The sequence below is a fragment of the Nocardia sp. NPDC005366 genome (assembly GCF_040606855.1).
GTDB lineage: Bacteria > Actinomycetota > Actinomycetes > Mycobacteriales > Mycobacteriaceae > Nocardia.
The window spans coordinates 1-18,583 of the sequence record NZ_JBEXFQ010000066.1; the positions used below are offsets into that span (position 1 = coordinate 1).

19 protein-coding genes are annotated in these 18,583 nt (G+C 64.7%); 8 read left to right on the plus strand and 11 right to left on the minus strand.

The window, feature by feature from the left end; all coding sequences use genetic code 11:
* Positions 1 to 121: 121 nt before the first annotated feature.
* The 3 genes from ABZS43_RS35670 to ABZS43_RS35680 form a co-directional block, all read right to left on the minus strand.
* Entirely contained in the window at positions 122 to 1,639 is a 1,518-nt protein-coding gene (locus tag ABZS43_RS35670; protein WP_355040421.1) for a DHA2 family efflux MFS transporter permease subunit, read from the minus strand.
* Positions 1,640 to 1,700: 61 nt separating this feature from the next.
* Positions 1,701 to 2,540: a crotonase/enoyl-CoA hydratase family protein gene (locus tag ABZS43_RS35675; RefSeq protein ID WP_355040422.1), complete on the minus strand. Its 840-nt coding sequence runs from the start codon at positions 2,538 to 2,540 to the stop codon at positions 1,701 to 1,703.
* A 68-nt stretch (positions 2,541 to 2,608) separates the two neighbouring features.
* The gene (locus tag ABZS43_RS35680; RefSeq protein WP_355040423.1) at positions 2,609 to 3,517 is read right to left on the minus strand and encodes a hypothetical protein; all 909 of its coding nucleotides are present in this window, start codon (positions 3,515 to 3,517) and stop codon (positions 2,609 to 2,611) included.
* A 496-nt stretch (positions 3,518 to 4,013) separates the two neighbouring features.
* On the opposite strand from ABZS43_RS35680, the gene ABZS43_RS35685 reads away from it, so the two are divergent.
* Entirely contained in the window at positions 4,014 to 4,445 is a 432-nt protein-coding gene (locus ABZS43_RS35685) for an XRE family transcriptional regulator (protein ID WP_355040424.1), read from the plus strand.
* A 13-nt stretch (positions 4,446 to 4,458) separates the two neighbouring features.
* On the opposite strand, the gene ABZS43_RS35690 is transcribed toward ABZS43_RS35685, so the two are convergent.
* Both ABZS43_RS35690 and ABZS43_RS35695 read right to left on the minus strand, forming a co-directional pair.
* Entirely contained in the window at positions 4,459 to 5,484 is a 1,026-nt protein-coding gene (locus ABZS43_RS35690) for a hypothetical protein (protein WP_355040425.1), read from the minus strand.
* Entirely contained in the window at positions 5,481 to 5,879 is a 399-nt protein-coding gene (locus ABZS43_RS35695; protein ID WP_355040426.1) for a hypothetical protein, read from the minus strand. Before ABZS43_RS35695 ends, ABZS43_RS35690 begins: the two co-directional genes overlap by 4 nt.
* Before the next feature lie 529 nt (positions 5,880 to 6,408).
* Here ABZS43_RS35695 and ABZS43_RS35700 point away from each other — a divergent pair.
* On the plus strand, positions 6,409 to 6,660 hold the full coding sequence (locus ABZS43_RS35700) for a transposase (protein WP_355040427.1): 252 nt from the start codon (positions 6,409 to 6,411) through the stop codon (positions 6,658 to 6,660).
* 265 nt (positions 6,661 to 6,925) lie between these two features.
* On the opposite strand, the gene ABZS43_RS35705 is transcribed toward ABZS43_RS35700, so the two are convergent.
* The 3 genes from ABZS43_RS35705 to ABZS43_RS35715 are packed head-to-tail and all read right to left on the minus strand — an operon-like array spanning position 6,926 to position 11,566.
* Complete coding sequence (locus ABZS43_RS35705; RefSeq protein WP_355040428.1) at positions 6,926 to 7,678, minus strand: ABC transporter ATP-binding protein; 753 nt, start codon at positions 7,676 to 7,678, stop codon at positions 6,926 to 6,928.
* Positions 7,675 to 10,458 carry a branched-chain amino acid ABC transporter permease/ATP-binding protein gene (locus ABZS43_RS35710; RefSeq protein ID WP_355040429.1) on the minus strand — a complete coding sequence of 928 codons (2,784 nt, stop codon included), beginning with the start codon at positions 10,456 to 10,458 and terminating at the stop codon, positions 7,675 to 7,677. Before ABZS43_RS35710 ends, ABZS43_RS35705 begins: the two co-directional genes overlap by 4 nt.
* Before the next feature lie 37 nt (positions 10,459 to 10,495).
* Positions 10,496 to 11,566, minus strand: coding sequence for an ABC transporter substrate-binding protein (locus ABZS43_RS35715; RefSeq protein WP_355040430.1), 1,071 nt, complete (start codon positions 11,564 to 11,566; stop codon positions 10,496 to 10,498).
* Here ABZS43_RS35715 and ABZS43_RS35720 point away from each other — a divergent pair.
* Positions 11,544 to 11,750, plus strand: a complete 207-nt coding sequence (locus ABZS43_RS35720; RefSeq protein WP_355040431.1) for a hypothetical protein — start codon at positions 11,544 to 11,546, stop codon at positions 11,748 to 11,750. The genes ABZS43_RS35715 and ABZS43_RS35720 overlap by 23 nt on opposite strands.
* 256 nt (positions 11,751 to 12,006) lie before the next feature.
* Here the strand turns inward: ABZS43_RS35720 and ABZS43_RS35725 are convergent, their stop codons facing one another.
* Entirely contained in the window at positions 12,007 to 12,861 is an 855-nt protein-coding gene (locus ABZS43_RS35725; RefSeq protein ID WP_355040432.1) for an SDR family oxidoreductase, read from the minus strand.
* Between the two features lie 88 nt (positions 12,862 to 12,949).
* On the opposite strand from ABZS43_RS35725, the gene ABZS43_RS35730 reads away from it, so the two are divergent.
* From ABZS43_RS35730 to ABZS43_RS35740, 3 genes are all read left to right on the plus strand, one after another.
* Positions 12,950 to 13,585, plus strand: coding sequence for a TetR family transcriptional regulator (locus ABZS43_RS35730; RefSeq protein ID WP_355040433.1), 636 nt, complete (start codon positions 12,950 to 12,952; stop codon positions 13,583 to 13,585).
* Positions 13,586 to 13,594: 9 nt separating this feature from the next.
* Entirely contained in the window at positions 13,595 to 14,806 is a 1,212-nt protein-coding gene (locus ABZS43_RS35735) for an NADH:flavin oxidoreductase (protein WP_355040434.1), read from the plus strand.
* Positions 14,807 to 14,940: 134 nt separating this feature from the next.
* Entirely contained in the window at positions 14,941 to 15,717 is a 777-nt protein-coding gene (locus ABZS43_RS35740) for an IclR family transcriptional regulator (RefSeq protein ID WP_355040435.1), read from the plus strand.
* A 15-nt stretch (positions 15,718 to 15,732) separates the two neighbouring features.
* Here the strand turns inward: ABZS43_RS35740 and ABZS43_RS35745 are convergent, their stop codons facing one another.
* The gene (locus tag ABZS43_RS35745; RefSeq protein ID WP_355040436.1) at positions 15,733 to 16,401 is read right to left on the minus strand and encodes a PadR family transcriptional regulator; all 669 of its coding nucleotides are present in this window, start codon (positions 16,399 to 16,401) and stop codon (positions 15,733 to 15,735) included.
* A gap of 103 nt (positions 16,402 to 16,504) precedes the next feature.
* On the opposite strand from ABZS43_RS35745, the gene ABZS43_RS35750 reads away from it, so the two are divergent.
* Both ABZS43_RS35750 and ABZS43_RS35755 read left to right on the plus strand, forming a co-directional pair.
* Positions 16,505 to 16,852 (plus strand): hypothetical protein, encoded by a 348-nt coding sequence (locus ABZS43_RS35750; protein WP_355040437.1) that lies wholly within the window; start codon positions 16,505 to 16,507, stop codon positions 16,850 to 16,852.
* Complete coding sequence (locus tag ABZS43_RS35755) at positions 16,845 to 17,540, plus strand: Dabb family protein (RefSeq protein WP_355040438.1); 696 nt, start codon at positions 16,845 to 16,847, stop codon at positions 17,538 to 17,540. Before ABZS43_RS35750 ends, ABZS43_RS35755 begins: the two co-directional genes overlap by 8 nt.
* Here the strand turns inward: ABZS43_RS35755 and ABZS43_RS35760 are convergent.
* Entirely contained in the window at positions 17,520 to 18,386 is an 867-nt protein-coding gene (locus ABZS43_RS35760; protein ID WP_355040439.1) for an alpha/beta fold hydrolase, read from the minus strand. The two genes, ABZS43_RS35755 and ABZS43_RS35760, sit on opposite strands and share 21 nt — an antisense overlap.
* Positions 18,387 to 18,583: the final 197 nt, after the last annotated feature.

The window sequence follows — 18,583 nt, forward strand, 5'->3', positions numbered from 1 at the left end:
TGTTTAACCACACACTTTTTGTTTCTTTTAATAAACCGCCGTTTGTGATTTATACCGCAAACAACTACTTGGGGGGCCGTCCCCCCGCCCCCCCCGCCACAGTAAATTCGATCGGGAATTACTACAACTCGTGATACGCGGCAGATCGACGAGCCAGCAGGACAGCCGGAACGAGAGCGACGGCAATAAGCCCCAAGCCGACCAGATAGGTGTGCCCGAATGCCTCACCCGCTTGCCGCAAACCCGATTCCACCTGCTCCGATCGCAACCCCCTGGCCGGAGCCGCGTCCTGCGACAATCGCGCCGCTATGACCGCGGAAGCGAGCTCGTGCTGTTGGATCAGTTTGGTGAGTGTTATCGAAATCGTCGCCGTACCGATCGATCCTGCGACCTGATTGACGATATTCATCAGTGTCGAACCACGGGCTGTCTGCTCGTTCGTCAGCATCTTGAGCGCCGCACCCATGGTCGGCATCATCGTGCAGCCGAGGCCCGCACCCATGACGAGCTGGCCGGCGATGATCTGCGCATACGGCGTGTCCCAGCCGATTCGGGTGAACGATGCCATCGCGATCGCGATGAGCACGATGCCGACCACGATGATCCGGCCTGCGCCGATTCGGTCGGCCAGTTTCCCCGCGATCGGCATGGCGAGCATGGCCCCGATCCCCTGCGGGATCAGCAGGACGCCGGTGCGCAGGGTCGATTCACCGCGCAGCTGCAGATAGTAGGTAGGCATGAGCAGCGTGCAGCCGAAGAAGGCCGCGCCGAACAGCAGCATGATCAGCGCCGCCAGCAACAGCTGGCGGTTCCGGAACAGACTCAGGTCGATCAGCGGGTGCGTCGCCCGGATCGCGTGGACGACGAAGCCGATCAACAGCAGGATGCCGATCCCGATCGGCACCAGCACCCGCGCCGAAACCACTGTCCCCGCTTGCGGAATCGACGAGAACCCGAACAGCAGCAACCCCAGCCCTGGAGAAGCGAGCGCCATTCCCAGGAAGTCGAAGGGCTCCCGGGTGGATGCGCCATCGCGGGGCAGGACGACCGCGCCGGCGACGATCGCGAGCAGCCCGACGGGAACGTTGATCAGGAAGATCCAGTGCCAGCTCGCCGATCCGATCAGCCAGCCGCCCAGAATCGGACCGCAGATGGGCCCCAACAGCATCGGTATCCCGAGGATCGCCATCACACGGCCGATCCGGTCAGGACCGGCCGCCCGGGTCAGGATCGTCATGCCCAGCGGCAGGATCATGCCGCCACCGCAGCCTTGCACGACGCGAAAGGCGATGAGCGACTCGATATTCCAGGCCAGGCTGCACAGTACCGAACCGAGGATGAACAGCGACAGCGCGAACAGATAGAGCCGTCGCGCTCCGAAACGGTCGGCCGCCCAACCCGCCAGTGGGATTACTGCGGCCAGCGCGAGCGTATAGCCAGTCATCGTCCACGCCGCGATCGCGTAGGACGTGTCGAACTCACGCTGGAAGGTCGACAACGCGACGTTCACGACCGTCATATCCAGGATGGCCATGATGGTGCCGAGGACGAGAACCAGGGCGATCTTCAGGACGTTCGCATCCAACCCCCGCTCGGTGTCATTGGATGTCTGTTTGTTCAGCTCAACTGGTGAGGACACCGCGCCAGTCTCCCATCGAACGATCAAACTGACTAGGGCGTCTCACTTTTGACATCTGGAGCTACTGTCCGGTGAACCGCGCCGGGCGGCCCGCGTCGAGCGCTCGCAATGCCTCGGAGAGATCCTCGGACGGCAGGAAGGCCGCGTTCCACGCCGCGACGTACCGCAGGCCCTCATCGACCAGGGCCGCACGCGGACGTCCAAGCACCTCCTTCACACCCTGGACCACCAGAGGGGGATTCCCCGCTACTTCCCGTGCGGTCGCGCGGGCGGCTCGCAACGTCGAACGCTGGTCGGGGTGGACGTCGTTCACCAGGCCGATGGATTGCGCCCGAGCGGCGTCGATGTCGCGGCCGGTGAGCGCGAGCTCCCGCACGTGCCCATCTCCGATGATGGCGGGAAGCCGTTGCAGCGCACCGACATCCGCGACGATGGCGATCTTCGTCTCGCGAACACTGAATCTCGCGTCGGCGCAGGCGTACCGAATGTCCGCCGCCGCAATGAGATCCACGCCGCCGCCGTAGCAGACCCCGTGGACGGCGGCGATGACCGGCTTGCGGCAATCGGCGACCGCGTTGATGGACGCTTGCATCCGCACGATCTCCCGGTGCAGATCCGTGCGCGCGGCGGCCAGCGCCCGATCGCCGAGAACCACGTCGAACAGGCTCCGCATATCCGGAATATCGAGTCCCACAGAGAAATTCGGACCTGACCCCGCGATCACGACCGCCCGCACCTCCGGGTCGGCGTCGAGCTCCCCGAATACCTCGGGCAGCTCCCGCCAGAAGTCCGGTCCCATCGCATTGTGTTTCCCCGGCCCCAGCAACGTCACCTCGGCCACCTGATCAGCGACGGTGACCTTCAGAGCACGTCGTTCGGCCGCTCCGGCGTACATACCCATAGCCGTGTTTCTCCCTCGTGGAATCGTTCGTTCACAGCGCCGTGGCGGCCCTGGGACCAGCGACACGGCTACCCGTTCGCCCCCGAAAGACGGCCGTCGAGCCCGATTCCGCCCCGTGCCTCGAGCCGGACCGCTAGCGCACTCCAGGATTCGGCATTCGCCCTGGCCAGCTTCGCGAGCGACGCTTGGCAGTGCTCCGGTGCGTCCGCGATCAGCTTTATCCATTGATTCAGTTCGATGGTCGAATACGCGAGGCTGCGCAGCAGCAGCCGACCGCGCTCGTTGAACTTCAGTGCGGGGTCGTTCCTGAGGTTCTGCAACAGCACATGCTGGATGGGGATGGCGACCGCCCCGCCGTTCTCCGCCGGAACCTCCGCGCACCGGGTGTCCGTGCTCGATGCCTCGCCACCTTCGGATGCGTTCGGCGTCAGCCGATTTCGCACGGCCTGCGGTATCGGATGTTTGGCACCTTTCAATCGTTCGCGGACATCACGCACGGTCCCCGGGGATATTCCGACGATCTTGGACACCTGCCGCAGGGATGCCTCCGGGTTCTCTCGCAGAATCGCCGCGGCTGCCATGCGGCCCTCCGCCGTATCGGTGGGCCGCAGCCTGCCGTCCTTACCCAATCGCGTGTGCGACTGAGGATTTTCCCCACTTGCACGACGCCGCTCGGCACTGACCGTCTTGTGCGACAACCCCGTCGTCGCGGCGATCGAGCGATCGGACCACTCGGGATGCGTCATGACCAGCCGGCCTGCGGCTGCCTTGCGCTCAGACAACGACAGCGGAACCCCGTGCCGGACATTGACATACACGGACAAGGCGAACGCATCCTCGGCGCTGCCGTCGAAGAACCGCACACCGATGCTGCGTTCGCACATCTCCACCGCCGCCTGCAGGCGGAAGTTGCCATCGATGACGCCCATCGTCGGGCGATGCACGATGATGGGCGGCAGCTCGTTGTCGGTCTCCACGAGCATTCGTATGTATTCCGCGCTGCGCTGACCACCCGCTCGGGGTGACCTTCCGGGGACTATCAGGTGCACCGGCACCATTTCCACCGGACCAGATGCGATGCTGCTCAGCCACTCTCCTGTACGGGACGACATGGTTCACAGCCGAGTCTCAACGAATGTGCAGGCCACCACTGGTCCACCTTTCGAATGCAGCAGGAAACTCCACGCGCATCGGCGCGTTACAACTCGGTGCGCATCAGCGCGAATAGACAGGGCAGTTCAGTTTTCAGGCCTCTGCCTGCGAAAGGCGGGCCCACTCCCCACCCTTTCGCATATGCCACAGCATAACAATGATGCTGTGGCATATGCGGCAGCTTGATCACGAACTGTGTCCCAGCTCACAGACGACGGGTCGAGCCCGAGCCACAGACGCCGGACACCCCAGCGTATGCAGCGAAGATGTATGCTGTAGCATTCGCTCCACCACAGCAGCGCCCCGTTGGCAAGGAGAGATATGGGCGGCACCCCCTTCTCCGAACGGGTTGAGTATCTGTTCCGGACGATGCCCAATCCCGAAGGCCGGCGATACACCGCGGAGGAGATCGCACGACGCTCCACCGAACGCGGCTACCCGATCTCGGCAGTGTATGTCGCGCAACTACGTTCGGGTATCAAGCAGAACCCCTCGCTTAAACACGCAACAGGCATCGCCGCCGCGTTCGGTATCGACATCCGGTTCTTCACCGACGACGAAGTGTGGTCCCGGGGTCAGCAGGAGATCGAGTATCTGCGGTTGCGCAACACCGCAGGTCTCGATGCCGTGGCATTCCGGGCGATGGACCTGTCCCAGCAGTCGTTGGCTTCGCTGATCGACTACATGAAGTTCCTGCGCGTCAAGGAAGGTCTACCCGCCGACGCCCCGGACCTCCCCGAACCGCAGGCCTGAAGCACCTGCCCCGTTAGCGGTTTGCCAGCGCCCGGCGTCCGGCATTCCTGGCGCGGAAATTCCGCGCGGCCGCCAACTCGTAGGCCATGAGGTGAGCACGGTCGTGCAGGGCCGCTACGATGGTCTGGTCGTCCAGCAGGTTCTCGGACGCCAGCGCGGGATCCTCGCGTTGCAGCAAGCGCAGGGCATCGCTGATCTCCACCAGCATGTCGGTGACCCGTGTCTCGGCGCGCCGGTTCCGTTCGCCGCGGAATCGCACCTGCGGATATCGCGAGGTCAACCAATCATGCAGTGGCGCAAGTTCTTCGATGTAGAGGGAGGCCACCCGAACGCTACGCACCGAGCCGAGCACAACCGGGCCGATCGCCCCGCAGACCAGCAGCGTGCTGATCGTCACCTGCAAGCACACCGTGACCCGCTGCGCCCAGTCCGGGGGCATAGCGGGCCAGAGCACGACCACAACGACCACCCATGCCTCGTACACGGTGAAGGCCAGCGCGGACCCGATCAGCAAGCTGAAAAGGCCTCGTCGCCAACGGCGTTCCCGCGCCGTGACTCTCGCCGCCACCACCGCGAGCGTGGACACGGCGGGAATGATCACCATCGCCTGCACGATCCAATACGCCTGCATCCGTGTACTGCCTGCGAACTCCCGCGCGAACCCCACCCCGTGTGGCTGTTGCCGTGACGTCGCGAACAAGAAGATCAGGACCCCCACCACGGCCGCGTAGAAAGCGCTCATCGCCAGCAGTCGCCACCGCCCGGGAGGATCGCATGACAAGTAGCAACGCCAGTGCAGCGTCGTCACCATGATCGCGATGAGCGTGCACAGATGCGCCATCAGGTAACCGATATTGGTCCGGATCGCCGCCAGTGCCTCCGCCGCTACCGGAGTCTGCAGCAAGAAACCGAGGGCGAGCAGCGTCAGCACGGCGACGGGATTCCATCGCCCGAGCGCACCCAGGACCAGATGCTGCCGGACCAGTGCCACCGCACCGGCGAGAATCAGTACCGCTACCACCGAATCGAAGGCGATCATCGCTGCCACCCGATACGAAATCGCGGAATACCCAGCGCCGCACGCAGTTCCGCAGCTTCACTGGTCTCGTTGTCACTCCAAAGAATAGCCCTGAGCGTCTGTCTGGCGAATGCTTCCGCTTCAAGCTCACTGTCGGTGTAGTACCCGGACCGGTACTTGACCCGCGTGAAACGCTCGACCGCCGATGGATCGAGTACCGAGCACATCGCCTCGTCGGCACCGAGCTGATAGGCGGCGCTGCCGTGCCCGAACAGAATATGTCCGGCCTCGTGCAGCACGGTATTGATGCGAGCGATCTCGGGAAGATCGGCATCATATTCGATCAGGTCACCGGATCCGAGCCGAAACCACCGGCCCGCAACACCCGCGGGCAGCGTGGTCGCCTCGATACGCACCGGGATCTCACTCGCGGTGGACAGAATTCTCCCGAACCCGGGAAGCGTGAAGGGCTGCAGCCGTGCGATACGCCACTGCACCGCACGCACCGTATGCCGCGAGACACGACCAACCCCATACCCGGCACCCTCCACGCCGTGGCCGGAACGTCGTACACGCAGACGGATAGCGGTCACCCCCTTCCATCCACTCCATACGCTCGACACAGTAGCATGCACCGGGACACTGGGCGACTGTCCTCGCCAGTTCTACACTTGTTGTCGCAATTCACATCTCGCGTTTTTTACAGGGGATCCGACGGTTGGTCGACGCGCAAGGGCGCGGTCGGAGCGATCGCCGACACGCCCGCGCTCAGGAGCACGGGGACGCGGAGCATGAATGACGCGGGCGCCGAGTTCGCTCTGGCGGGACACGGACAATCGGGCGACTTCACGGGCCGGTCCGGTCATGATCGGCGATCTGAATCTCGACCGTGCCTGAACCGTCCCGACTTTCCTGCCGCTTCCTTCTTTGTGGAGGATGTGGGCCATGCCCAAGCGTTATCCGATCGAGCAGCGTGAGCGTGCGGTGAAGATGGTGCTGGATCGAGTCGACGGGTATCGGTCGGCGTATGCCGCCTGTCGGGCCCTTGCACCGAAACTCGGCGTCCACGCCGAAACGCTGCGAGTGTGGGTGAAGCAGGCCCAGATCGACATCGGCAAGGCTCGCGGGGTGACGAGTGTTCGAGAAATGGCGCTCGACTGTCGCGCGTGCCTCATCCGGCGAGGGCGGTTGGCGTGAGTTCGTCGATCTGTTCACACCCGACGCCGAGTACCACGAACAAATGGCCGGGCTGCTCGAAGGTCACGACGCAATCTGGGCATGGGTCGAGCCGACCCTTGCGAGATTCCTGGGTCCGCGATGACGTCGTTCCCCGATTATTGGCATTGCAGGCGATGCCGAATGCGGTTCCGGAGTCGACAACTGCCTGAAATCGACCATTGAACCGTGGACGGCGAGCCACCTAACTGCGGTGGCTCGCCGTTCACATTCTCGGACCGAGTCGCTACCTCGACTCCGCCCGATGAGTTTCGAGTGAATCGGAATTCTCACCGAGGTAGGCGCGTTCGACTCTGCCCGGATCATCACGGAGTGCGACCGCGGTGTCCGTATCGACGACTCGGCCGTGTACCAACACCGCTGCCTTGTCCGCGACACCCAGCGCGAGGTGCACATGCTGTTCCACCAGAAGCACGCTCATGCCTGCCTCCCGCGCGAGGGTTCTCAGTACGTCCAATATCTCGTTGACGATGACCGGGGCCAGGCCCATGCTCAACTCATCGATGACGAGCACCTTGGGGCGCTGGAGGATCGCGCGGCCGATGGCCAGCATCTGCTGCTCACCACCGGACAAGCGTCCGGCGTCGACAGTCAGGCGCTTCTCCAAGGACGGGAAGTACTCGAGCACCTCTCGGATGCCCGCACGCCGCCGCGACCTCTCGTTCATCGCGAGCTGGAGGTTCTGCTTGGTAGTCAGCTGCCGGAACAATGCGCGATCGTCGGGGACGAGCACCATTCCGGCGCGCACTGCCTCCCGTGGACGACCACTCCCGATGGGATGGTCGTCCACCCGAATCTCACCGCTCACGCGAGGAAGCAACCCGGCCAGGGTCATCAGCAAGGTGGTCTTTCCGGCCCCGTTCGGTCCGAGCAGGCAGGTGATCTCGCCGGACTCCAGAGTGAGGTCCACATCGCGCACGCAGGGGCTCTGCCGGATATAGCCGGAGGTGAGACCCCGGCATTCCAGAACGGTTGTCACAGCTTTACCTCCTGGGAAGCCGCAGTGGGGGTTCGCAGTTCGGGGAGGGCTTCGTGATCGAGGTCGACCGTGTCCGCCGGCACGCCGAGATAGGCCCGGAGAACCTCGGGGTGTGTGCGGATCTCGTCGGGAGTGCCACTGGCGATGACGGTTCCGAGATCGAGCACGATGACCCGGTCGCAAATGGTGAGGACCAACTCCATGTCGTGATCCACCAGCAGCATCGACGTTCCGCTATCCCGCACGGAGCGGAGTTTCTCTCCCAACCGGCGACTTTCGTGGTTATCGAGGCCCGCTGCCGGCTCATCGAGCAGCGCGACGACGGGTTCGGCGGCAAGCACGCGCGCCACCGACACCAGCTGCCGCTGCCCCTGCGACAGCGTGGCTGCTTCGTGGCCGGCCATCTCGCTCAGCCCGAGCACAGCAAGGGTTCGCGATACCCGCTGCGGGACAGGGAGTTCGGACCGGGATCTGGCCGCACCGACGGTGACGTTCTCGGCGACCGTGAGGTCGTCGTACAACTCCACGTCTTGGAAGGTTCTGCCGAGTCCGCGGCGGCTCCGCATATGCGGAGGTCTACCGGTGATCGACTCACCGGCAAGGGTTACCGCGCCGTCCGATGACGCGAATCCGGTGATCGCGTCGATGACGGTCGTCTTACCCGCGCCGTTGGGTCCGATCAAGCCGACGATCTCACCGGGATAGACCTCGAAGGTTACCTCCGAAGCGGCGGTGACCGCGCCGTATACGACGCTGACACCGTTCACCGAGAGGACTGGACTCGCGCCATCGTGCACGACTCGGTTCGCGCCGGCCTCGAATTCCACCGTCTCGACGTCGGTTACACGAGAACGACGCAGCGCGGGCCATGGAATACGTGGGAGCTTGCCGGCGATTCCGTCGGGGTTGGCCATCACTGTGACGATGAGCAGGACGCCGCTGATCACCGTGTAGTAGTCGCCGATATGCAGGAACCGGTCGACCAGCAAGTACAGGAGCCCGCCGGGGGCCATCACGCCTGCCAGGATTCCGCCGGTGATCGACGTGATACCCGCGACGTACATGACCGCGAACAGGCTGATTCCGACGAATACCATGTACGGTTCCTGCGTGGCGAGGGTCTGCTGGTAGCCCAGCAGCGCTCCGCAGAGCCCGGCGATGAAGGCGCCGGTGGCGAAGGTGATCAGCTTCGTGTTCGGCACGTTGATGCCCGCGGCGGCGGCGGAACGCTCGTTGGCGCGCACCGCGAGCATATCGGTGCCGAGACTGCTTCGGCGCAGCCATGCGACGGCGAGCCCGACGGCGGTGAGTACTGCCAGACATAGCAGAGCGAACGCGATTCGTGGATATGCCTCTCCCGCACCGATTCCCAGATCGATCCCGAATAGGCGGGGTCTCTCGATGGGAGCGCCCTGCACACCCCCGTTGAGGGAAGGGTTGCGGAACCAGAACGCCTCGACGAAAACCGCGAGAGCGAGCGTGACCACGGTGAGAGGCAAGCCGCGCACCCGAAGTGCGGGCAGACCGACGACGACGCCGACGACAGTGGCGAACAGGGCCGCGATGATCGGCGCGAACGGGAACGGTACGCCGAGATGTTGATTGAGCACACTCAACGCGTGTGCCGATACTCCGGCCAGGGTGAGCTGGGCGAGCGAGACCTGACCGGCATATCCGGTGACCACCACCTGCGACAACCCGAGTATGCCGAAGATGATGCTGCTGACGATGGCCGCGCGATAACTGCCGGAGGTCGTCAGCAACGCGACGACGGCGATGGAGACCGCGAGCAGTGCGGGAATCACGATGTTGTCCGGTCGCGGCGCACGACCGAGGGTCTGGCGAATCACGCTACCCCGGTCGGGCAGCGGACGCCCCTTGATCACCAGGAATCCGAGGATCAGGAAGAGTGAAATCGCTTCGGCAGTACCGGATTTCGGCATCCAGTCGTACAGCGCTTGCAGGTTGGTCGCTTCGGCTTGCAGCGATCCGATCGCGATAGCCGCGCCGACGGTCAGCCAGATCGAGCTGAAATTGCCCACCAAGGTGGCCGCGAGCGCGGGGACGATGAACATCGAGTAGGCAACGGGATTGAGGGCGACAAGCGGTGCAATGAGAATGCCGCCGAGGCCCGCGACCACCGAGGACAACGCCCAGTTGCGCAAAGCGATCCGGTCGGGCGAGAGCCCGGTGAGATAGGCGCCCTTCTCCGATTCCGCGGCGGCCTCGGTCGATACACCGAATCGGGTGAAGCGGAACATGAGGGCGGCGGCGATCGCGATCGCGATGATCGAGGCCGCCAACCAGACCCGATCGGTGGGTACCCGTCGGTCCCCGATCATGAAGGTGTCGAGCGCGAAGATCGGTTTCACCGCGATCAGATCGGTGCCCGCACGCTGCGCGATGAGCGCCTGCAAGACGATCATCAGCCCTATCGAGGCGACAGCTTTCGCGATGACCGATGCCGTTCGCATGGGGCGGAAGATCAGCGCGTAGCAGAGCACACCGAGAATCGCGGCGACGACCAGAGAGATCGCCATGGCCGGGGCGACGCCGAGAGGTCGACCGAGGTCGATCGTCTTGGGAAGCCCCGGTATCGGGACCATCAGCTCACCTGTCCGCAGCAAGGCGTAGGTGTAGGCGGTGTAGAGCGCGACCGCGCCGCTCGCGAAGTTCACGACTCCGGAACTCTTGAAGGTCATCACGAGCGCAAGCCCGATCGCGGCGTACACCGCCCCATTTCCGAGGCCGAGCACGAGATAGGAAAGATGGTCTGTCATGGCGAATCTCTCTGGCCGAATCCCTTGTTACGGTGGCTTAACCGGTCACCTGGAGGTTCACCGGCACCCCCTGATCGTTGATCTCACCGATCAGCATCTGGCTCGAGCAGATGGAAGCCATCTGCGGGGCGGCGGAGCCGTCACAGCTGAAGGTGATGCCACCGCCCGCAGGCATCTCGACATTCTTCGTAGTCTTCAGCGATTGCTTGATGCTCGCCGACGTGACGTCGCCCTGGATGCCGCTCGAGGCACGAACCAGCGCCATCAAAACCTGGTAGCCCGAAGATGCCGCACCGGTGACGGCCGTTTTGGGGGCATAGGCCTGGATGATCGAACGATAGAGAACCGAATCAGGCTTATCGGACAGATAGTCGGTCGCGGTGACGCCGATGCTGCCCGCGACAGCATCCATCCCGATGATCTCGGTGACGTTCGGATCCAGGCATACCGGGATGAACACCTTCTGCACGTTCGGGTCCGTGACCTGAATCGCCTTGTACACCGACGTACACGTCGCGGCATCCGCGATGACGCTGACGCCTTCCGGCTTGGTCGACAGGCCGGAGGTGACCAGCGGTGTCGGATCCGGCACGCCGAGTGCGATCGGCACGACCTTCAACTCCACACCGGCGCCCTGGAATATCGGCACACCCATCGCGTTGATCATCGCGCCCATGCCGCCGCCGTCGCTGGCGAAGATGGTGAAGGTTTTCATGTTCTTGCTCTTCGCCGCGGTCGCCATGGCGGTGATCGTGCCGGGCAGGCCCGCCGAGAGTGCCGCCGCGTCGGGCGAGGTCAATTCGACCGCCGAGACACCGTTCAAGGTGACATAGGGGATCCCCGCTCCCGCGACGATGGGAACGATCGCCGATCCCTGGGATGTGCCGGGCGACAGCACTGCCGCGACCTTCTTCTCGACGAGGTCGTTCGCGCACTTCGTCGCCGACGTCGGTTCTTCTTGCTGCTTGCAGACGACGAGTTCGATCGGACGACCGCCGATGCCGCCGCCGTTCTTGTTGACGTACTCGACTGCCGCCTCGGCACCTTCGCGCATCTGCGGTATCGACACCACAGCACCGCCCTCGGTGGAGATGAAACCGATCTTCACCGGTGATCCGCTGGCCGGATTGCTCGGCAACGACGTCGTCGCCGCGCCGGAAACAGCGCTGTTGCTCGATACTTCGTCGCTGCTGCAGGCCGTAGCCCCCAACGCTGTGAACACCGTCAACGCGCTGATCGCGGCGATGGTTCGCCTGTTTCGATTCAGACCACCAAGTTTCATGACCCGATAACTCCTTCTCCGATAGCGAGGCCCAGGTCGAGTGGTCCCCGACATATTCGAGCAACTCGCGTGATGTGCGTCACCCGTGGGCGGCAGCGGTGAATTATGTGCGGATGCCGCTTCGGTTACGGAGGCTGGTTCCCGTTCACCGGGACAACCAGTTGGTTCGCGTTCGGGCCGGATCGCTCGCGGCGACGGTACGGTGCGCGGTGGAGCACCCGACAGCACGTCGGGCAGATCTCGTGCCGCGCACACGCGCCGGCGTCTCAGCGAGTCGGGTCGAACCCGCGAAAACGTTTCAGGTAGTGAACGATTCGGCGGAGGGGTACGGCTTTCGGCCAGTCGTCGGACCGGAAGTAGGCGTCGGATCCGCCGTCGACGAAGACCACGCTGCCACACAGGAAGCTGGCGGCGTCGGACAACATGAAGACAACCCAGTCCGCGAGACGACCAGGATCTCCGAAACCGCCGATCGGCACCGGGAAGCTGTTGATCAGCTTGGCCTCGGACGGCGTTGACAGCTGTTTCTCGAGCAGCGGCGTGAGGATGGCGCCCGGAGCGAGAACGTTCAGCCGGATTCCGGCGCCCGCCCAGCGCGCTGTCACGGCCTCACGTCGCACCCATCGACTCACGGCGATCTTCGACGCCGCGTAGGCGATAGCCGGTGAATTCTTGCCGAAGATCCGAACCGCGCGCAATGCCTTCTCGACATCCCCCGACAGGAGCCCCCGGATCGCCCGCGCGGGAACCATGGGGGTCGTCGTCGTCGAATTGCTGCCGAAAACGACGACCTTGGCCTCGTTCGCGTCCGCGAGCGCGGCTCGCCAACCATCGAGTAATTCGACCACCCCGCGAAAGTTGACCTCGTAGATCAGGCGCGGGCGTTCCTTGCCAGGAGTCGGACCGAGACCCGCCGCGAGCACCGCGCCGTCGAGTCGTCCGTCCACCTGCGCGAGCACGCCGTCGACGGCGGTTCGCCGCCCTTGCGGGGTGGACAGGTCGGCAACGATCTCCGCATCTCGAAGGTCGACTCCGACCACTGTGTGGCCCGCGCCGCGCAGCTTTTCCACCACAGCTCGCCCCATCCCCGACGCCGACCCGGTCACGACATAGACACCCACGAGAACGCACTCCTCACTCCACACAGCACCGGGCGATCCGGTGCCGCGCAATATTGACACACTTCGCCAAAAATGATGGGCTGTTCGCGTGATCGACACCGAACACATCCCTCGTCGGCGCGGTCGCCCCACGGTCCTCGACACGCACGAGGTCGCCGAAAACGCTTATCGCCTCTGGTCGGCACGAGGGTTCGCGACGACGAGTTGGAGCGATCTCGCGCAGGCCACGGGAATCAGCACCAGAACCCTGCTCCGGCATTTCCCGTCGAGATCGGATATCGCGTGGCTCGGCGTCGCTCCGGCGACAGACCGGTTGCGTGCGGCGCTCGACTCCGCACCCGAGGTCAGCGGACTGGCCGCGGCCGTCCGAATGGCCATCGTCGAATCTGTCTCCCACGATCCTCGCGTACAGCGGATCACCCCCGACTGGCTGCGTCTCATCTCCTCCGAGCCCGAACTCGTCGCCATGGCACCGCTTGCCTATCGCCCCTGGATCGCCGTGCTCGCGACCTACATCGGGCACCACCTTTCGGAGGCGCCCCCCGCGATCTGTCGCGCGTTGGCCACGGCCTATCAAGCCGCGACGTTCGCCGCGTTGATCGACTGGGCCGACGCCGGCGCGCACGGCGATTGCGCCGACGCGGTCGACGAGATGCTGCGGTGGATGGATATCCACACACCGAGCGCCCAGCGCGAAAGAACCGACCCCGCCCAGTCCACCTGAGGAAATCCGATGACGACCGTCTCCGCCACCAGTGGCCCGCCCGTTTCCCGTTCGGCCGCGAACCCGCTCGCACCCGCGTCACTCGGCCCGGTCGAACTGCGCAATCGAATCATCAAGTCAGCGACGTTCGAGGGCGTCACCACCGATGCATTTGTCACCCAACGATTGATCGACTTCCACGTCGCGGTGGGTGAGGGCGGGGCCGCGATGACGACGGTCGCCTACCTCGCGGTCTCCCCCGAGGGGCGAACAGAGCGCGACCAAATATATTGGCGCCCTGAGGCATTGCCAGGTCTGCGACGACTCACCGACGCCGTGCATGCCACCGGAGCCAAGGTGTCGGCCCAGATAGGGCACGCGGGACCGGTGGCGAACTCCCGGTCGACCGGGTTGCCCTCCTTGGCGCCGTCGACCCGCCCCAACCCGCTCTCGATGAGCCTGGACCGAGCGGCCACCGACGGCGATATCCGCCGAATCATCGGGGCACACGCCGAGGCGACACGGTATGCGATCGACGTCGGATTCGACGCCGTGGAAGTCCACCTCGGGCACAACTACCTCGCCAGCTCATTCCTCAGCCCGAATATCAATCGCCGCACGGACTCGTGGGGAGGTTCGCTCACCAACCGGGCGGAATTCCCCCGCCGGATTCTGGCCGCTGTCGCGGAAGCCGCGGGCGGTCGAATCGCGGTACTGGCCAAGATGAATATGGCCGATGGCGTCCCAGGCGGCCTCTGGCTCGATGAATCCCTCATGGTCGCGAAGATGATCGAGACCGACGGTCACCTCGACGCGCTCGAGTTGACCGGCGGTTCATCGCTGCTCAATCCGATGTACCTGTTCCGGGGCGCCGTACCGGTCCGCGAAATGGCCGAGACCCAGCGCGGGTTGGTCAAGATCGGCATGAAGATGTTCGGCAAGGCGGTGTTCAAGCACTACCCCTACGAATCCCTCTACTTCCGCGATTACGCGCGTCAATTCCGCGATGCGCTGACCATGCCGCTCGTTCTGCTCGGCGGGATCACCGACCTCGCCGACATGACGATCGCCATGGACGACGGATTCGACTTCGTCGCGATGGCGCGAGCCCTCCTGCGTGAGCCCGACCTGATCAATCGCATCCAGAGGGAGTCCACGACAACGTCGCTGTGCATCCACTGCAATCTGTGCGCGGCCAGCGTTTTCACCGGGACACGGTGCCCGTTGGCGTCACCGCGGTGACCGCGCGCCCGCGACCGACGCCAGTCACTGCCGCCCACCGCGGTGATCCGCTTCACATTCCGTCGCGGGTATGACACTATTCCTAATAGAAATAGCCATGTCAGAGCTATAGCGTGAGTGAATGGAGCCACGGGATGACGATCGCGCACGGGATCAACGACCACGGGGCAGCGACCCCCAGCGCCATCCTCGACCGACTCTCGCTCGTCCTCGACGCGTTCGACGGAAACGACAGCCTCGGCCTCTCGGACGTTGTTCTGCGGACCGGGCTGCCCCGTTCTTCCGCGCACCGGATGCTCGATCGACTGGTGCAGTTGCGGTGGCTGCGTCGTCACGGCCGCAGCTACAGCCTCGGTATCCGACTGGTCGAGTTGGGGTCGCTGGCCGTCCACCAGGACCGGGTCCACGCGGCCTCGACCGAGCACTTGCCACAGCTCTACCGGACCACCGGCATGGTCGTGCATCTGGCAGTCCTCGACGGAGACGACGTCGTATATCTCGACAAGATCGGCGGCCGTCTCGCCGCATACGTCCCGACGCGCGTCGGGGGGCGGCTACCCGCTTCGCAGTCGGCGCTCGGCAAGGCGTTGCTCGCCTTCCACGGTCGTGACGAAGCGGGCGACGATCTGATCCGGGAACGCGGGTACGCGATCCAACGCGACGGCTCGGTCACCGGATTCGGCTGCATCGCCGCCCCGATCGGACCGATCGGGGAAGCGACCACCGCGGTGTCGATCTGCGGTCCCATACAGAAGATGGCCTTCGACAGTCGGATGATCGCTCCGGTGAAGCTGACCTCGCATGCCATCTGGCGCAGCATGTCCGTCGGCGTGCGGGTCACCCCGACGCTGCAGCGCAGGAACATGCTGCGATCGCTGCCCACCGCGGCCGGCGTGCTCGCCGACGACTGAGCCGCGAGCGTGGACTCAGGTGCTGCCAGGATGGTCATCGGCGACCGTGCGCCAGATGCCGGGATGGCGCGGTACCGGAAGACCGTCCTCGTCGCGCACCGCCGCCTCGCGGTAACGCGCGGCCGCCTCGTCGATATCCCCGAGCAGCTGTTCGGCCAGATCGATCTCCGCTTCGAAGTGACGTTGTGACCACCGCAGGCTCATCTGGGTGAAGGCCCATCCCGGCTCGGTCTCCGAACTCTCGGCATGCAGGCGCGCCCGCTGCGCGCGATCACGGAGATTATCGATGTGTGTGCGCACGATCCGCTTCAGTTGCTCCGGATCGTGCAGATGGCCCATCCAAAGGCGCAGCATGACACCATGTTTGAGTACTGGCATGTCCACATCGGAATCCCGGGACCAGCTCCGAAGCGCCCGCAGGCCGAAATCGGTGATTCCGTACACCCGGCGACCGCGAACCCCTTCGTCGGTCACCAGCCGGGACCGCACCAGAGACAGATCCTCCAGCTTCTTGAGTTCGGCGTAGACCTGACTGACCGATGGGCTCCAGTAGAAGAACCCGATGCTCCAGTCCGCCCACTTCTTCAGGTCGTTGCCGGTCAGCTCCTCACCGAAGGACAGCATCCCCAGCACAGCCCAGCTGGTGGCAGGCAGGTTCGGGAACGAATCGGTGTCGGCGCCCATGATCAGCGAGCCTACAAGGCATTCCGAACGCACCTCGACGGTTACTCCCGGCCACCGGGAACAGGACATGTCGGCTTCCGCCGCACCGCCTACGTTGAGCGCCATGAGTGACCGCACCATCTACATCATCGACCGGATAGTGCTCAGACCTGGCACCGCCCGCGCGTTCATCGATGCCTATATGAGCGAGTACGCGCCCGGCGCTCGGGAACGCGGTCTGACTCTGGACCGGATCCTGGTGAGCCCGCCCGCCTGGATCGACGGAGAGAACAACATCGTGACGGCCACCTGGACCGTCTCGGGCCCGCGGAATTGGTGGGCCGCGGCGGTCGAGGGGCGCCATGACCCGGCACCGGCGCGCTGGTGGGAGTCGGTCGCTGCGATGATCGTCGAACGCACGCGCTCCATGGCCTCGGCGGCCGAAGACGTGGAGGGACTGTGCAATGTATAAGGTCACGCGTCTGCTGCATATGAGTGATCCCGCCGACGAGCCGACCGCGGCGAGAGTGCTCGAGCGGATCACCGCGGCGGCGGAGTCGACACCCGCCGGGCCGGTGTTGGTCGCGCGAACGCTGCCGGGGGTCCGCAACGGCGGAGATATCGTCGCCCATTTCCAGTTCGCCTCCGCACCCGAGTGGGCGCGGTGCCGCGCCTCGATCGATGAGGCGACATCCGGACCACAGATCCGACATGTCGATTCTGTGGAGTATGTCGGCGGTTCGCCTGCCGATGGTCGGGCCGGGCGTCGGCGGTCATCGCGTCCGTCGACGATCTATCGGATACTCCTTCTCCGGGTGGAGGATTCGGCAGCACCGGCGGAGCTGGATCGGTTCGAGCACGCCACCGCGCAGATGCCGGAACATATCTCGGCGATCCAAGCATGGCAGCTGAGCCGGGTATGTCACGCCGAAGGAACGTCGCGATGGACTCACGTATGGGAACAGGAGTTCACCGATGTCGATGCACTGCTCGGCCCGTACATGAACCACCCCGTCCACTGGGGCCATGTCGACCGGTGGTTCGATCCCGAATGCCCGGAGCAGATCGTCAAAGATCGTGTCTGCCACAGCTTTTGCGAACTGCCGGTGCCGGTCATCGACACGGCGCCGGCGATTCCGCTATCGGCCGAGGAACGCTAGGACGACGGCCTCCCAGGCGGCCTTCTGCTCGATCATCACCCAGTGTCCACAGTTCGGGAAGATGTGCACCTCGCCGTGTTGCAGGGTGCGCATCGGGATCAACGACATGTCGACCGGGCTCACTCGGTCGTCACGTCCCCAGGTGATGAGGGTCGGGGTCGAGATCCTGCGAAGATTCGCCCAGCCCGGCGTCGTCTCCGCGTTGCGCGACACATCCGCCATCCGCGCCAAGGCCGCGCTGCCGTACATTCGTCGCGAGTTCTCCAGGATCTCGGGGTCGCTGGCCTGCTCCCATCGCTCCTCGATCATCTCCTCGGTGACCACTGCGGGGTCGTACACCATCGACCGGAGCCACGCGACGAGGCGGTCGCGGGTGGGATTCTCGACGAACTCGCCGAGCCGGATGATCCCCTCCCCCGGCTGTGGGCTGAAGACGTTGGTACCTGCCCCTCCGATCGTGACCAAGCGCTCCACCCGATCAGGCGATGCGAGGGCGAATTCCGTTGCTACGAAACCGCCCATCGAGTTTCCGATGATCCGCATCCGATCGAGACCGAGCCCGTCCAGCAGCGCGGTGACCGCGGTCTGCGCCGACATCATCGGGTGCGCGGCGCCGAAGTCGTCGCTGACGCCGAAACCCGGGAACTCCAGGATGAGCGTCCGATAGTGCTGCGCGAACGTGGGCAGATTCCCTCGGAAGTTGCGCCAACCGGTGACGCCGAGACCGGAGCCGTGCAACAGCAGCAGCGGAGGACCGTCCCCGCTTTCGCGGTAGCGCAGAACGCCGTGTTCGGTGGGCAGTTCCCGTAGCTCGGGGACGGCGCTGGTATCAACGGGTGTACTCATATTTCGAGCCTGCCACCGACGCGGCGCAGGCTCGACCCGCGCTCCCGGTGAGCGGCACACGATGCGAACCGTTGTCTTCGCGTCGACGACGCGGACGTCAGTCCCGCGTTCCGCAGAATTAGGGGGTTCTGGAGGGAAGCGAGGGTATGAATCCGCAGGTCGCGGGGTCTGGTGCGGGAGCTGCGGGCAGAATATGC